The 15,213-nt window shown below is 69.5% G+C and carries 12 protein-coding genes and 1 tRNA gene; 4 read left to right on the top strand and 9 right to left on the bottom strand.

Going from position 1 to position 15,213, the window contains the following annotated elements; all coding sequences use genetic code 11:
• Positions 1 to 80 precede the first annotated feature (80 nt).
• The 4 genes from IT371_18775 to IT371_18760 all read right to left on the bottom strand — a co-directional run bounded on the left by IT371_18775 (position 81) and on the right by IT371_18760 (position 3,955).
• The gene (locus IT371_18775; protein MCC6749717.1) at positions 81 to 614 is read right to left on the bottom strand and encodes a hypothetical protein; all 534 of its coding nucleotides are present in this window, start codon (positions 612 to 614) and stop codon (positions 81 to 83) included.
• A complete protein-coding gene (locus IT371_18770; GenBank protein MCC6749716.1) occupies positions 611 to 1,702 on the bottom strand; it encodes a flippase-like domain-containing protein in 1,092 nt (363 codons plus the stop codon). The genes IT371_18775 and IT371_18770 overlap by 4 nt, the downstream gene beginning before the upstream one ends.
• Before the next feature lie 168 nt (positions 1,703 to 1,870).
• Positions 1,871 to 3,172: a nucleotide sugar dehydrogenase gene (locus IT371_18765; GenBank protein MCC6749715.1), complete on the bottom strand. Its 1,302-nt coding sequence runs from the start codon at positions 3,170 to 3,172 to the stop codon at positions 1,871 to 1,873.
• Positions 3,173 to 3,226: 54 nt separating this feature from the next.
• A complete protein-coding gene (locus IT371_18760) occupies positions 3,227 to 3,955 on the bottom strand; it encodes a hypothetical protein (GenBank protein ID MCC6749714.1) in 729 nt (242 codons plus the stop codon).
• 358 nt (positions 3,956 to 4,313) lie between these two features.
• On the opposite strand from IT371_18760, the gene IT371_18755 reads away from it, so the two are divergent.
• Complete coding sequence (locus IT371_18755) at positions 4,314 to 5,063, top strand: hypothetical protein (protein MCC6749713.1); 750 nt, start codon at positions 4,314 to 4,316, stop codon at positions 5,061 to 5,063.
• A 75-nt stretch (positions 5,064 to 5,138) separates the two neighbouring features.
• On the opposite strand, the gene IT371_18750 is transcribed toward IT371_18755, so the two are convergent.
• The 4 genes from IT371_18750 to IT371_18735 form a co-directional block, all read right to left on the bottom strand.
• On the bottom strand, positions 5,139 to 6,971 hold the full coding sequence (locus IT371_18750) for an IPT/TIG domain-containing protein (GenBank protein MCC6749712.1): 1,833 nt from the start codon (positions 6,969 to 6,971) through the stop codon (positions 5,139 to 5,141).
• A 93-nt stretch (positions 6,972 to 7,064) separates the two neighbouring features.
• Positions 7,065 to 7,136, bottom strand: a tRNA-Cys gene (locus IT371_18745).
• Between the two features lie 91 nt (positions 7,137 to 7,227).
• Positions 7,228 to 7,863 (bottom strand): hypothetical protein, encoded by a 636-nt coding sequence (locus IT371_18740; protein ID MCC6749711.1) that lies wholly within the window; start codon positions 7,861 to 7,863, stop codon positions 7,228 to 7,230.
• A 38-nt stretch (positions 7,864 to 7,901) separates the two neighbouring features.
• The gene (locus IT371_18735) at positions 7,902 to 10,115 is read right to left on the bottom strand and encodes a hypothetical protein (GenBank protein MCC6749710.1); all 2,214 of its coding nucleotides are present in this window, start codon (positions 10,113 to 10,115) and stop codon (positions 7,902 to 7,904) included.
• An 89-nt stretch (positions 10,116 to 10,204) separates the two neighbouring features.
• Between IT371_18735 and IT371_18730 the strand changes: the two genes are divergently transcribed.
• Positions 10,205 to 11,437, top strand: coding sequence for an aspartate kinase (locus IT371_18730; GenBank protein MCC6749709.1), 1,233 nt, complete (start codon positions 10,205 to 10,207; stop codon positions 11,435 to 11,437).
• On the opposite strand, the gene IT371_18725 is transcribed toward IT371_18730, so the two are convergent.
• Positions 11,405 to 12,859 carry an outer membrane protein transport protein gene (locus tag IT371_18725; protein ID MCC6749708.1) on the bottom strand — a complete coding sequence of 485 codons (1,455 nt, stop codon included), beginning with the start codon at positions 12,857 to 12,859 and terminating at the stop codon, positions 11,405 to 11,407. The genes IT371_18730 and IT371_18725 overlap by 33 nt on opposite strands.
• A 176-nt stretch (positions 12,860 to 13,035) precedes the next feature.
• Between IT371_18725 and IT371_18720 the strand changes: the two genes are divergently transcribed.
• Together IT371_18720 and IT371_18715 are read left to right on the top strand one after the other, a co-directional pair.
• Positions 13,036 to 14,319 (top strand): HEAT repeat domain-containing protein, encoded by a 1,284-nt coding sequence (locus IT371_18720; GenBank protein ID MCC6749707.1) that lies wholly within the window; start codon positions 13,036 to 13,038, stop codon positions 14,317 to 14,319.
• Between the two features lie 144 nt (positions 14,320 to 14,463).
• Complete coding sequence (locus tag IT371_18715) at positions 14,464 to 15,162, top strand: FHA domain-containing protein (GenBank protein MCC6749706.1); 699 nt, start codon at positions 14,464 to 14,466, stop codon at positions 15,160 to 15,162.
• Positions 15,163 to 15,213 lie beyond the last annotated feature (51 nt).

The raw sequence follows: 15,213 nt of genomic DNA, 5'->3' as shown, positions 1-15,213 counted from the left end.
CTACGTGATTCCCGAACCCTGTGATGGACTACCGGGGGATTGCCGCGCGAGCAGGCGGGCAGTGGGACGACCGTGGGAGGCTACGCGGGCGGCCGGGTCTGGCGAGACGCGTCATGGCGCAGCCGCGCGCGGTGCTCGAGGCGCGTGACGGAGACCTCGTCCGAGGGGGAGGGAGCCGGCTTCGGCGCCGGAGGCTTGGGCTTCTGTTCGGGCTCCTTCCGCTTGGGCGGCGGCGGCCTACCGTGCTCCTCCTGGAGCTTCCGCTCGAGGTCGTCGAGGAGCTGCACCTCGATGTACGACGGCTGGTGCGCGATCGCGAGCTGCAGCCGGATGCGCCGGTAGCCGTGCTCATCGGTGACCGGGATGATCTCCAGGTTCGCCGCGCACTCCTTCACGGCGCCGGCTCCCGGGAAGACGAAGAGGATGAATCCGTTCTCCTTGTCCTTGTCGGTGACCTTGTAGCCCCGATCCACCCGGAGAAGGCGGATGGTGCTGGACCAGATGGCCGAGAAAGACCAGTCCAGCGAGCGAGTGGCCTTCGCCGCCGCGCTGCCCGAGGAGGCCAGGGCGGCGAGGAAGGCGGTGGTTGTGACGAGGTGCTGGATGCGATTCATGGAGCGACTCCCGCCCCAGGATCCGCCGGGCGGGTGTCGCTGTCCATTTTCTCGGCGGGAGGAGGCGCCGCCGCGTCGTCCTGCTTCTCGACGGAGACCTCCACCACGCGGGCCATCGAGACGTGCGAGGCCAGCATCCCCGCCAGGCCGGCCACCGCGTACCAGCTGGCGTTCAGCGCGTGGTTCACGAGGATGAAGGCTCCGCCGACCGCCTTGCGCTGCGCCGCAGGCAGGTAGAGCTGCAGTGCCCCGTCGGCGAACAGCTCGAAGTTGCCGACGAAGCCGGGGCCGGCGGGGATCATGATCCCCACACCGACCAGCCCCATGATGCCGATCGAGGCGGCGAACGAGAGGTCCATCCGGAAGGCGAGCCCGAGCACCCAGATCGCCACCGCGTTGAAGATCCAGTAGAGCGCGGTCCCGAGGAGGAAGGGGAGCACGCGGCGCAGGTCGGGTAGCACGCGAAAGCCCTCCACGATCCCCTGCGCCACGCCGGCGGCCTTCTCCGCCAGTCGCTCGGAGACGAGCCCGAAGAGGCGCCGGCAGAGGGTCACAGCCCGTTCTCGCTGCCAGATCGTCATGACCAGCACGACGAGCGCGGCCAGAAAGAGCCCGAGGGCGATCCACCCCGTGGCGACGAGCCAGGAGGGCACGGGCACGCGGGTGCGCGCCTCCGCCACGGCCCCGAAGGCCAGCAGCGCCAGGATGAGGCCGTCCACCACGCGCTCGACCGCCAGGGTGCCGAGCGCGTGGCTCATCTTGAGCTTCGGAGGGTGCGCCACGAGGAAGGGGCGCACCAGCTCCCCCATGCGCAAGGGGAGGGCGAGGATCGCGAAGAAGCCTACGGTGGCGAGGGGGAGGAGCCGGGTGAAGGGCACCACTTCGAAGTGCGCCAGGAGGTGTCCCCAGCGCCAGGCCCGAAAGAGGTGCTGCAGGACCATCGCGCCGAGGTACGGCACGAGGAGCCACCACCGCGCCTCGGTCAGCGCGGCCCAGGTGCCATCGAAAGAAATCGTGCGCGTGGCCAGGTAGAGCATCCCGCCGCCGATGAGCAGCGAGAGGAGGAGGCGGACGAGGAGCTTTTTCACTGCCTAGAGCACCGATCAGTTTGGCCGACCGAGTGAAATCGTCGAGATGCGAGCAGCGCAAGGCGCGACGAGGGAGCATATCGGGAATATGTGACCGAGAAGCAACGCAGCGATGCGACGCAGATCGGCGATTTCACGACCGAGGTCAACCTGTTCGGTGCTCTAGAACTAGAGGGTGACGATCTTCTCGGCGAAGTCGGAGCGCAGGCCCTTGGTCGCGTTGCGGGTATCCACCACGAGCTGCGCTTCCTTGCAGAGCTTCAGGTAGTCGATGCACTTGTGGTGGGTCACGATCACCACGCAGTCGTAGCTGCCGAGCGCGTCGAAGGGGACGCTCTCCATGGTGAGGTGCCCCTCGACGAGCTTGGGCACGTAGGGGTCGTGGTAGCTGACCTGCCCGCCCCTCGCGGCGAGGAGCTCGATGACGTCCAGCGACGGCGACTCGCGCACGTCCTCGATGTCCGGCTTGTAGGCCACGCCCAGCACGAGGATCTTGGAGCCGTTGACCGTCTTCATCCGGTCGTTCATCGCGTCCGCCACGAGCTGGGTGACCACCTCCGGCATGCCCGAGTTGATCACGCCGGCTAGCTCGATGAAGCGCGCGTTGTACTTCAGCGTGCGCAGCTTCCACGAGAGGTAGTGAGGATCCACCGGGATGCAGTGCCCCCCGAGGCCCGGCCCTGGATAGAAGGGCATGAAGCCGAAGGGCTTCGTCGAGGCGGCGTCGATGACCTCCCAGGTGTTGATCCCGAGCTTCTTGCACATCAGGGCGACCTCGTTGACGAGGCCGATATTCACCGCGCGGAAGGTGTTCTCGAGGATCTTCACCATCTCGGCCGAGTCGCAGGAGGTGACGGGGACGATCTTCTCGATGAAATGGCTGTAGAGCGCGACCGTCAGCTTCTGGCACGCATCGGTCATTCCGCCGATCACCTTCGGGGTGTTGCGGGTCTGGAAGCGGGGGTTGCCCGGATCCACGCGCTCGGGGGAGAAGGCGAGGAAGACGTCGCGTCCCACCTTGAGGCCGGTCCGCTCGAGGGCCGGCTTGAGCACCTCGCGGGTGAAGCCGGGGTAGGTGGTGGACTCGAGGACCACGAGCTGGTCCCGGTGCAGGTGCGGCAGAAGCGCCCCGGCCGCCGACATGATCATGGAGACGTCGGGATCCTTGGTCTTGTTGAGCGGGGTCGGCACGCAGATGATCACGGCGTCCGCGCCGGCCATGACGACGGGGTCGGCCGCGGCGCGCAGCTTGCCGGACTCGACGAGGGGCTTGAGGTCGGTGTCCGGAACGTCTCCGACATAGGAGGTGCCGGCATTGACAGCGCGGACCTTCTGCTCGTCCACGTCGAACGCGATCGTCTCCAGGCCCGCGCGCGCCGCTTCCACGGCCAGCGGCAGCCCCACGTACCCCGCGCCCACCACGACGATGCGCGCTGTCTTGTCCTTGAACTTCCTCGCCAGAGTCTCCATGCGCTCACTCCGTGTTGCGTTGCCGGTCCGCCCGGCGGATGAAAGGCCCGCACCCTACCACTGCGGCAGCTCGCCGGCTAGGATGGCTTTGGGGCCTTCGACAAGAAGGCGGGCTACCCCCTCCTCGCCCAAGTGATGACGGATCCAGTCGATGCCCGCGGCGGCAGCGGCCAGGTCGTCGGTGCTGTGCGCGTCCGTCGCCGCAGCGTGGATGAGGCCCCGCTGGGTGAGTTTTCGCGCCCGGGAGCGGAGGCGCCAGCCCCCCTGGCCGCCGAGGGTGGTCAGGTTCACGAGCAGGGCGGCCTTGGACCCGAGCTGCTCCACGCGCTCGTCATCCTTCATCAAGTCGAGATACCGTTCCACATGGGCCAGCACCGGCAATCGTCCCTTGATCTGCAGGTCGAAGAGGCGCGAGAGGAGCTGAGGGGGGCTACCGACGGGCGAGATTTCCACGAGCAGAGCCTTGTCCCCTTCGTAGCAGGGAAAGGAGAAGTCCTCCCAGCGGGAGAGAAAGAGCTCGTCCCACATGTTCTCCCCGCCCGGCGGGGCGATGCGGATCTTCGCCTCCGAGGCTGCCAGCTCTTGACGCAAGAGGTCGGCGGCTCCCTCTCGCTCCTCGCGCGTGGGGGCCCAGGCCCGGGCCTTCTGGTGGGGCGTCGGATGGATCACGTCGAACCCCAGGGTCTCGAGGCCGCGCGCGAGGGCGACGGCCGCCTCGAGCTCCGCGGGACCGTCGTCGAGGCCCGGCAGGACGTGGCAGTGAAGGTCGATTCTCCCGTCCATGGCTCCGTCCCTATAGCCCGGGGGGACGGTCCCGTCCAGAGCCTAGGGGCCGGGAGAATGGGGAAGGGCGGCAGCATCACGGTGGTTGGTGGCTCTCCTGCCTCGAGGCGTTCAGGGGGGCGCGAGATCCGTGGATCGCGGGGAAACTTCGCCCAGGTTTCCCGTACTAGGCCCGGTGACGGTGCGCACATCGGATCGAAGATCTGCTAATCTGTGGGTGGTTGCGACCTGTAGGGCTCGGTGCTATAAGCACCTGATTATGAGGTTCTGGCCGGGTTTTGGCCCCCGGTAGAACGCTCGGCCGCTCCGGTGACGGAGCGGTGATCGGTAGACCCCGCGAAAGGAAGGATAGGCCCCGATGGCCGAGAGAAATCCCAATTCCGTCCTCGTGTCGTTGAAGGAGCTGCGGCGAATCGAGGAAGACCGGGTGACCAAGGAGCGCGACGCGGAGCGCAATCGCCAGGAGGCGGAAGTGCAGGCCCGGATCGACGCCGAGCGCCGCGCTCGCGACGAAGCGGAGCATCGCGTTCGTTCTGAGGAGGATCGCGTTCGGCGCGAGCAGGAGGAGCGGGAGCGGCAGGAGCGGGAAGGGCGCGTCCGTGTGGCCGAAGCGGAGCGGCGGGCGCGGGTCGAGGCGGAGATGCACCTCGAGCAGCACCGCATCAAGATGGAAGCCGAGGCCAAGGCGCTGGCCAAGAAAGTTCCATGGGTCCCCATCGGGATGGCCATCGGCGTGCTGGTGCTCGTCGTGGCGGGCCTCGGGTACTTCGGGTATCAGAAGAGCAAGCACGCCGAGGAGCAGGAGAAGGCTCTCGTGGCGCAGAAGGCCGAGGCCGACAAGTTCAAGCGCGAGGTGGCCGACCAAGCGCGGCGCTTCCAGGCCGAGCAGGACTCGCTGAACAAGGAGAAGCAGGAGCTCTCCGAGAAGCTCTCCAGCGCCAAGACCGACGCCCAGAAGGAGCTGATCCGCAAGCAGCTGAAGGCGCAGAACGACCGGCAGGCGAACCTGGCCGACCGCAAGGCGCGCGCGAAGGCCGCGGCCGAGAAGGCCGCGAAGCGGATCAAGGTGGGGGACACCAAGGATCCGCTCGGTGGGCTAAAACTCTAGATCCTGCCGGCCAGGCGGCCCCGCCCCGGCCGGCGGTCGCTTTCCCCCTCTTCCCGCGGCATTTCTACTTCCCTCTCATCGCACCTTGAGCGGTCGGTCTGCCTTGTAGCGCCGGCCGTTGTACTCCACCTCGAGCTGCCCGGTTCGCGCGTCGCTCGGCACCGTGATGATCACGGTCTTTCCCCCTTGGAGCACGCGCCGGGGGAGCGGACGGTCGTCGAAGAAGACCGCTACTTCGTAGCGCGGGGGCGTCAGCGTGAGCGTGACCTCGGCCCCGCGCTTCGCGACGGCGGGAGCGAAGGTGAACGCCAGCTCCGCCGGGCGCTCTTCGACCGTGAAGGTGACGGCGCTCGCGATCGTGCGGCCTCGGCTCACCAGCGCCAGCCGGCCAGTGCTCGCTTCGGCCGGCAACTCCACGACGGCCTTCGTCGCGCTCACGGACAGCACGCGTGCCTCCGCTTCGCCGAGCCGCACCCCCATTCCCTTGTGGAAGTTCTGACCGGAGAGCGCGATCCGCGAGCCCGCCGTTCCCTTCAGCGGCACCACCGCCGAGAGAGTGGGGAACTGGGCCACCTCGAAGGTGGTCGTGCTCGACCAGGTCCCGGAGCGGCTCACGACCACGAGCGTGCCCGTGCGCGCGTCCTCGGGGAGCTTGGCCACGATGGCGGTCGGGATGCGCCGCCGGAGCACCTTGAGCTTCTGGCCCGCGAGCAGTACCTGCGCGTCAGCCGTCAGATCGGTGCCCTCCAGAGTGACGGTCGTGCCGGGCGGGCCGCCGGTCGGACTATAGGCCTTCACCGCGGGAGGATGCGCCACCACGAAGCGCCCCCGGGCTGCGACGATCTTTTCACCGCGGCGCACGGCCAGGCGGCCGGAGGAGACCCCCTCCGGCACCTCCGCCACGAGCTGTTCGTCGGTGACCTTGCGGACGGTGAGAAGCGCGTCGCCGATCAGCGCCTCGTCCCCCGCCAGAAACCCAGCGCCCGAGATCGTCACGCGCGTTCCGGGCGGCCCGGACTCGGGAGAGAAGCCGGTTACCACCGGCGGACGTGCGACCGTGAAGCGGGCCGTGGCTTCGGCGTGCCGGCCGTCGGCTCCGCGCAGGACGATCGCGCCCGAGGCGTGCTGGCCGATCACCGCCTCCATCGAGCTCGCCGTGCGTCGTTTCACGAGGAGCGGCTTGCCCGCGAGCTCGAGCCGGTCCGCGCTGTCGAAGTGGCGGCCCGTCACGGTGACGACGGTGCCGGGGCCCCCGCGTACGGGCTCCACCTTCGTGATGACCGGGGGGGGCAGGCTGACCTGGAAGGTCTCCGTCGACCAGGCCGCGATCTTGTCTCCGCGCTTCACGCCGAAGCGGGCGGACTGCACCTCGCGCGGCAACACGACGACGAGCCGCTCGGGTTGTGCCGACCGCACCTTGAGCTCGACGGTCCCGAGGACCACGTGGTCGCTCGACAGGAAATTCTTCCCCTCGATCGTGACGGAGATCCCCGGGTCCCCGCGCTGCGGCGTGAAGCGCGCGATCGCGGGAGCCCGCACCACCTCGAAGGCGGGCTCCGTGGTGAGCTCGTCGAACCCCGGCTTCGCGACGACGAACCGGTCGCTGACGGCGGTGGTCGGGAGGCGGACCCTGATCCGGGTTGCGGAGCGGAAGATCGGGCGAAGCGGGCGGCCGTTGAAGCGGACGGTGGTGGCCTCGTCGAAGTTCTGCCCGACGAGCTCCACCACGGCGCCAGGGCCGGCCGAGCGTGGCTCGATGCGCTCCACCGTCGGGGCTTTGCGTACCTGCCACTTCGCCTCGGGGCTCTCCGGACCCTTGCGCTTCGCGCCGGCGCCGCCTTCGCTCTGCGCGAACGAGGCGGTCAGGGGAAGGATCCAGGCGGCGATGATCAACGCTGCGCGCTGCATACGGGGTCCTCCTGAGGAGTGTCGACCACGGGCGTTATCGTGCAGCCCGGCCACGGAGGAGTGCGGTGCGGCTCAGGCGGGGGGACGAGGTAGAGGCGGCAACCAGATTCGAACTGGTGAATGGAGGTTTTGCAGACCTCTGCCTTACCACTTGGCTATGCCGCCGCGAAAAACTTCGGTAATCTAGCGGCGTGGCTGTGGGCTGTCAAGCAAAGCGGCCCCGCGAAGAGGCCCCGCGAAGCGACCGATGCGCCGGTCATCGGTAGAGGCTGAGCAAGCCCGCGGGGAGCTTGTTGTACTTCCGCAAGGCCTGGATGCGCAGACGGAGGCGCTGCACGAACACCTCGGCGACCCTGCGCACGCCTTTCGAGATGACGCCGTCCGGGGCCGCGGTCTTCGGCTGCGCGAGCAGCTTGTAGGTCAGAAGCGTTCGCGTGGCCTGCGCATCGAAGGGAACGATCTCCGCCTCTCCGGTGTACTGCTTGAGCGTCCCGTTCTCCATCCACCAGCGCAGCCGATAGCTCCTCGCGCCGGTGCGAGTGTACGTCATCTTGATGTAGACCCAGGCGTCGCGCACGGGCCAGGGGAAATCGGTTTCGAGCACCGCGAAGGTGTGCGGGCCCTGCACCTTCACCACGCGCGAGCTCTTCATGCGAGGCAGGTAGAACTTGTACCGCCCGATGTCGAGGATGGTGTGGACCAGCGCTTCCGGTACCTCCTGGAAGAGACCTAGCGCCTTGCCCTGCATGACCCCGGCACCCGACACCTGCTCCGAGGAGGCGAGGACCTCCCAGCGCGCGAGCTGGGCGAGCTGTTGGGGGCTGAGCCCCTGCGGAGGGTGGGCACGCGACGGCCGCGCCGGGCAGAGCGTCGCGACCAGGAGAGCCAGCATGAAGCCTGTACGTGTGGGCCACGGCCGCAAGAAGGACGTCACGGTTCCTCGTCGGCGGGGGCCGGCGCGGCCGGCGGGGTGGCGGGCGGGCGGCGCGCCATCTGGCGGTCGAGGGGCCGCACTTTGACCTTCGTGGGGCCGTGACGCAGGTTGTGCGCCGCCATGTCGTACTCGAAGAAGGCCATCATGCTCGTGGCGAGCACCTTGCGCCACAGAGCCTCCGCCTCGGCCTGCTTCCCGTCGCCGAGCAACTGGTCGGCACGGTAGAAGTAGAGCTCGGCGCGCTCGCCGACCGTCCGGGCGTGCTTCTCGAGGTCTACGAAGCGTGCGGAGCCGAGGACCAGCTTGGCCAGCCGCCCGTACCAGGCCTTCGTGCGCAGTCCCCGCAGGAATTGCAGCGCCAGCGGATCCGGTTCGCGACCCGCTCGGCGCGCGAGGCCGATCACCCAGAACGTGCAGTAGGTCTTGAGGTACTCGGTCACCTCTTTTCGTCCGAGGGCACGATAGTACGCGTCCAGCGCCTCCGGCAGGTGACCGTGCGTGGCGAGGATCGCGACCACGTCCGCGTAGGTCTCCTTGCGGCTGGGCTCCGCGTCCACGGCCTCGTCGAGACTATCGAGCGCCAGGGCTCTCTGCCCCGTCGCCATGAGGCTCCGCGCCCGCGCCACGAGCGCCTCCGCGCGGGCCTCGGGACGCAGACCGAGCTGCAGCCATTGATCCCAGGCCTCCACCGATCGGCGGTGGGCCGCCAGGCTCGCCGCCTTGTCGTCGGCGACCTCGGCCGCGGCGCCTCGCAGACCTTCCAACCGCGCCTGCCAGTACAGCCGCTCCTGGGGAGTCGCCATGGGAATGCGCGCCGCCTCGTCGAGGGCCCGACCGGCGCCCGGACCGTCGCCCGCCTTCACCCGGATGGTGGCGAGCTGCACGTGCGCCTCCGGAGAGGGCTCGGCACGGAGAGACTTTCTGAAGGCGGCCTCCGCGGCCGGGATCTGTCCGGCGTTGTAGTGCCCGTGGCCGATGGCGTAGTAGGCCCGACCGAGCGACGGCTTGAGCGGAGCTCCGCCGAGGCGCTTCTCCGTCGCGCGGTAGAAGGCTTCGATGCGTTCGACCTCGCGCGTGGCCTCCCCCAGCCGCTCGCCCTCGATCGCCGAGAAGAGCTGTCGCTGATAGAGCTGCGCGAGAGCCTCCGCGGTCGAGCGGTCCCGAGGACGAAGGGCGAGGGCGGTCTCGAAGCTGCGTACCGCGAGGGGGACCTTGTCCTCGGCCGCCGCGAGCCGTCCGGTGCAGCCGTGCAGGCGTGGGTCGTCGACGTAGCGCTCGGCGGCCGCCCGGCAGACGCGCAGGGCGACGTCTCGGTCCCGTTCCTCGAAGTAGGTGGCGAGCCGGAGCTGGTCATCGACCGAGGCCAGCGGGGAGACCGCCCGCTCGAGCAGCCGCCGAAGCTGCCCGTCGTGGGGCACCTCGCCGCCGATCTCGCGCACGCGCTGCAGCGCTTCGTACGCACGGTCCACGCGCAGGTACGCCCGGGCCATGCTGTAGCCGGTGTAGAGGAGGGCGGCGAGGGGGTGGTCCATGGCCCGCGAGAAGACGCGATCCATCGGCGCCGCCCGTGAGAGCGCATCCGACCGTAGGAGGTACAGACGGCGGAGCGTCTCGAGGACGAAGGCCGAGGGCCAGACCTTGGCGGTGTCCTCCATCACGCGCACCATGCGAGCGCCGCGGAAACCCCGTCCATAGGTTAGCTGCACCGTCTGCTCCACCCACTGCACGATCTCCTCGAGCTCCTCCTTCAGACGCTTGTCGCGCGGCCGCAGGCTGATGCGCACGCAGAGCGCGGGGATGACCTGGGCCTCGTCTCCCTGGGGGGAAAAGAGGCGAACCACGTGCTGCGCCATTCGGTCGAGCCCGCCGTCGTGCGGGACGCCGCGATGGATCTCCGCGGCGTCGAACAGGGTCAGGGCTTCACTGAAGGTCTTGGCCACCTCACCCGGCTGGTCTTCCCGCGCGAGGAGGACAGCCTGCTGTTCCAGGTGTGCCAGGAGCACCCGCCGAAAAGGAGATCGCTCGGCTGCCGTGGAGGGGAGAGACTCGTAGAGCTGGCGGAAGTGGGGGTACGTCTCGTCGCTGACCGCGGGTGGAATGGAGACGCGTGCGCGCGGCGGGCCTGCCTTGGGGAGCTTCAGGCCCAGGGAAGGGTGGCCGCAGCTCGCGGCTGCCAGCAGGACCCCGGCGAGGGGCAGAAAACCCTTCATGGCGTTGGAGTGTAGCTACCACCCGTCGGGGCGTCCAGCACATTTGCCCTCGGGCGCGACGCGGTGGTATCGCTTGCTCGGAGGACGCCATGTCGCAAGAGCTCGCGCCGATCGTGGTGCAAAAGTACGGCGGCTCGTCGGTCGCGGACCCCGAGCGCCTGCGCAAGGTCGCTGTGCGCGTGGCGGAGACCGTGCGACGAGGGTATCGCGTGGTGGTCGTCGTCTCGGCGATGGGGCGGACCACGGACCAGCTGCTCGAGCTCGCGCGCTCGGTGTCGGCCTCGCCGCCGCGCCGCGAGCTGGACATGCTGCTCTCCGCCGGCGAGCGTATCTCCGCCGCATTGCTCGCCATCGCCATCTCGGACCAGGGGTGCGACGCGGTCTCCTTCACCGGATCGCAGTGCGGGATCATCACCAGCCACCGCCACACCGACGCCCGGATCCTCGAGGTGCGTCCCTACCGGGTCCAGGATGAGCTCGATCGGGGCAGGGTAGTGATCATCGCCGGCTTCCAGGGGGTGAGCTACAAGCGGGACATCACGACTCTCGGACGCGGTGGGTCGGACACTACCGCCGTGGCCATGGCGGCCGCGCTCGGCGCCGAATACTGCGAGATCTGCTCGGACGTGGATGGGGTGTATACCGCCGACCCGCGGGTCGTCCCGTCGCCGCGGCACCTATCCACGATCTCTTACGCCGAGATGCAGGAGCTGGCGCTCCACGGGGCGAAGGTGCTGAACGCCCAGGCCGTGGAGTTCGCGCGGAAGCAGGGGATCGTGATCTTCGCGCGCGCCTCGAGCGGGTCCGAGCGGCAGACGCGCGTTGCGGCGACCTCGCCGGAGCGTGGCGGGGGCGCGGTGGGGGTGGCTGGGCTGAGCCAGCTCCTGTGCGTCCGGGGCGCCGGCGGGGCCGAGCAGCTCTCGCAGCTCGGTGAGGTGCTCCGCAGCTTTCAGCTCGCTCCGCTGTGGGCGCACCTGCACGAGGGGCGCCCAGTGCTCTTCCTACACGGCTCGCAGTGCGTGGACTCCCCGGGGCTCGTGGCCGCCCTCGAGAAGACGGGGCCGATCGAGCTCGAATCGGGCCTCGAGGCCGCGTCCGTGGTCGGCGAGGGGCTCGGAGATGACCCGGGGCACCTCGCGGCGCTGCTCGAGCTGGCGCGGGAGCTCGAGCTCCCCGTGCACAGCGTGGATACCGCGCCGCTGCGCCTCACGCTCGTGCTCCGGCCCGGGCACCTGGCCCGCGCTCAGCAGGCGCTTCACGCGCGCTTCGTCGAGCAGGAGCATGCGCCCTCAGTCGACGTCGTAGGCGAGACCCAGCCCTAGCCGGTGCTGCAGGAGCTGATAGCGGCCCGCGGCGGACGGGAGACCTTGCCCGCGGCTGGCGGCCTGGCAGACCTCGAGGTCCATGTCCAGCCCGCGGTCGACGCACTCCACCATGATGGCGGGCCTGAATGCCGAGCGGTCGACGTCGATCGGGGGCATCGCCACGAGGTTGTAGCCGAGCTGCACGCTGAGCCCGGCCCAGAGGCGCAGGCGGGCTGCCAGCAGGAGGTCGACCTTGAACGCGTCGATGGCGAGAGGGGTGACGAGCTCCGACGGGACGGCGGCGCTCTCGACGAGCACCCCCCCCTGGAGCTCGAGTCTCGCCGTGGCGCGATACGAGGCGCCGACCTCCGCCGCGAACACGCCGCGAAACCCGCGGTAGTGGACCACGCGCTCCGGAACCTCGGGCTCGTGGCGCAGCTCCGCCCCCGTGAGCCGCACGTCGAGCTGGTCGTGGCGGCTGTAGTTGATCCAGCGGAGCTGGAGCGCGAGGAGCAGGCTGCGGGTGGCCTGGAGGGTGCCTCCGAGGGTCACCATGTCGGGCAGCGCGTAGTTCACCGTCCCCCGCCCCTCGAGCTCGCGGCAGGGCGGGCTCGACCCGTCGGTGCAGGCGCGAGGAGCTGCGAGGCCGCCGCTCCGCGCGTTGTCGTACGTGGAGGTGGCTCGTCGGATCCACGCGCTCCCTCGGGCGCTGAGCCCCTGTCCGCTCAGGCCGATCACGGGGCTGTGGTACGCGGCGCCCAGCGTCAGGCGGCGGTGGGGACGGGCGGCGAGTCCCACGCTGAAGGCGACGGCGTTCGAGGTGCCGCGCACCCTGACCCCTTCGGCGGCGGCGTCCGCCTCGTAGCCGCAGGCGCGACCTCCGCCGCAGTCGTCGAGGGCCGTGTATTCGGAGGCCTGGCGATGCTGCCCTCCGTCGAGCGCAGCGTCGCGCACGAAACCCAGGTCCATCAGTCCGAAGACGTAGCTGAAGGAGATGCCGAGCGACAGCTGGTCGAGCAGCTTGATCGCGGCCGCCGGGGTGACGAAGACGTGGAAGGCGGTGAGATCGGTCGCGTGGTAACGCAGGGGCCCCTGGCTGGCCGGGTCGAAGCGCCCCGCGTTCGCGCCGCGCAGGAACGAGACGTGCGCGCCCATCGGATTGTGCACGGCGAGCCCTACTACTACCGAGTCGAGTCCGAGGTCGGAGGCCGCGCCGAAGAAGAAGGTCGGATAGGGCGCGAGGAGCTGCTCCTCGGGAGAGGGTCGCCCGGCGCCCCCGCTCGTGGGTTCTCCGGTGGCTGCGTCGATGGGTCGGCGGGCGATCGCGCCGTGAGACAGCTCGAGCGTCCCGTCCAGGTAGACATGGTGGCCGGGGAGCAGGCCGAGGACGGCCGGGTTCAGGTACTGCGACGCGGGGTGCACGACCGCCGGCCCGGTCAAGGTCAATCCCCCCGGTCGGGAGGTGACAAACGGCGTCGCGTGGAGGTCGGACGCCCCGGCAGCGAGGAGCGCAGGGAGCCAGAGCGGTATGAGGCGGTGGCAGCGCATGCAGGGCGGGGCTACGCTTGACTTGCTCCAGAGGCCTCCCTATCATACAGACGAACTCAGCGTAAACTATGAAATCTTCCCCTTTTCTCCGAGGCGCGGCGCTGCTCCTGGCCTTGCTCGGCGTGGGCTGTCGTGCCACGCCGGAGAAGGTTCGGGCGTGGAAGGAGACGGAGAAGGGGCCCTCGAAGATCCGCGAGGCTCTCAGGGATCGCGCGAGCCCGGTGGAGGTGCGGGTCGAGGCGGTGCTGGCGCTGGCGGACCTCGGGATGCAGGCCGAGCTGGCGAGCGACCTCGGCGCGATCCCTTCTGCGGAGCGCGCGCCGATCGCGGTCGCCGCTCTCAGTCGTCTCCTGACCATGATGAAAGGCGCGGGGCCCGGTGGCACGACGGACCTGCAGATCCGCGCCAAGGACGTGATCGCCCAGCTGCGAACGGAACTCCCGGCCGGCGAGCGGGCCCGGGTGGATGGCGAGCTCGTGCTCTGGCTGCTCGCCGATTGGGGACGTCGACGCACGGGCGAGGCGAGCGGCGACAAGGTGCTCCTCGCCATCGGTGGGCCCGCTGGCGCCGAGCTGGCGAAGCGCCTCACGGGCAGCGCCGAATACCTGCCCGAGCTGGCGGAGTTGCTCGCCAAGGTCGGGGGGGCGTCGGAGCGCGAGTCCGGCGCGGAGGCCCTGGTGGCGTTGGCTCGCGCGGAGCCCTCTCGTCGGCGAGGCTGGCTGGAGGCGCTCGGCAAGTTGCGCAGCGTCGTCGGGCGGGAGTTCCTGTTGTCGCTCGCTCGGCGGGGAGACGCCGACGAGCGAGCGCTCGCGGTGCAAGCGCTCGGGGCCGGTGGCGAGGCCTCGTCATTGCCGTTCTTCGCCCGGTTGGCGGCCGACGTGAAGGAGCCTGGAGGCGTGCGCGAGGCTGCGTTCGCGGCCATCGAACGCGTGGGTGGAGCGCCCGCGATGGAGGTTCTGGCGGGCTTCCTCGTCTCGCAGAACGAGACCGTTCGCTACCGCACCGCAGAGGCGCTCGTGGCGTGCTGCAAGGCCAGAGGAGTAGCGAAGTTGCTAGACGCTCTGCCTTCGGGCTATGCTTACAAGCGGCAGGACGTGGCTGATTACCTGGAGAAAGACATCCGCGAGGTGGGCAGTGGCGTGTTGCCGGTCTTGCGGGAAGCGTTGAAGGCGAAGAGCTGGGTGGCGCGGGTGGTTGCGGTGCGCTTGCTCGGCGAGATGGGAGCGAAGGAGGACGTGCCTCGCCTAGAGGCGCTGCGTGCAGATGCCACTCCGCTGTTGGGGTGGGGCCCAGGTGCCACGCTCGGAACGGAAGCCCGAGCAGCAGCCGAGCGACTGCGCAAACGCAACTAGGGGAGGTGGATTGAGGGCTCCTTGCCGCGCGGCAAGCGGGAGCCCCGTCCGGCGGATGAACGCGGCGCGCGAGTGGCGGCCGCGGCCTCGTCGGACGATGCGCAGTACGGCTGGCCGCTCTCCGGCAGGATCGAGGTCTCGAGGATGGACCAGAACAAGAAGACCATGCGCCATTTCTACTGCCGGGATGTCCTGTGGGACACCTTCGAGCAGATGGCCAATGACTTCGACTGCTCCATCGACTACCTGATCAACGAGGCGATGCGCTACTACGCGCGGAGCAAGAACTACGGCGCGCAAGCGGGCGCGCCCGCGCCTGGCCCCGGCGCTCCCGCACGTCCGCCCAGCCAGAGTATCTCTCCTCCCGGAGGGGTTCCTCGTCGACCTCCCCCGCCGCCGAGCGGTCCAGCGCCCACGGCGGGCGCGGCGTCGGCCGGAGCGGCCGGCCAGCCGGGCTACAGCGCGCGTCGGACGGTGCAGCACCAGGCGCACAGGCCTCCCGAGCCGCCCGGCAGGAGACCGCCGCCTGGGGCGCGACCCGGCGTCGAGGCGGCGGGTGGACCCACCCTCTTTCTCATCTTCAACAATCAGAAGATCGCCATCGACAAGGACCAGTTCATCATCGGCCGGGGATCGAAGACCAGCGACCTGGCGATCAAGGACGGAAACATCTCCCGCAAGCACGCCGCGATCATCCGTCGAAACGGGACCTACTACATCAAGGACCTGGGTAGCACGAACGGGATCGACTACAAGGGGATGCGCATCGACAACAAGCGCATCGACGAGGGGGACGTCTTCCACCTCTGCGACTACGAGCTGCGGTTCACCTACCGCGGCTAAGCGTCCGCCGCGGACGCTAACTGCCCGGCGTTGCGCCGCGCGGCCCGCTTG

Source organism: Deltaproteobacteria bacterium, from assembly GCA_020848905.1.
Taxonomy (GTDB): domain Bacteria; phylum Myxococcota_A; class Polyangia.
This window is presented reverse-complemented; position numbering and strand designations above follow the sequence as displayed.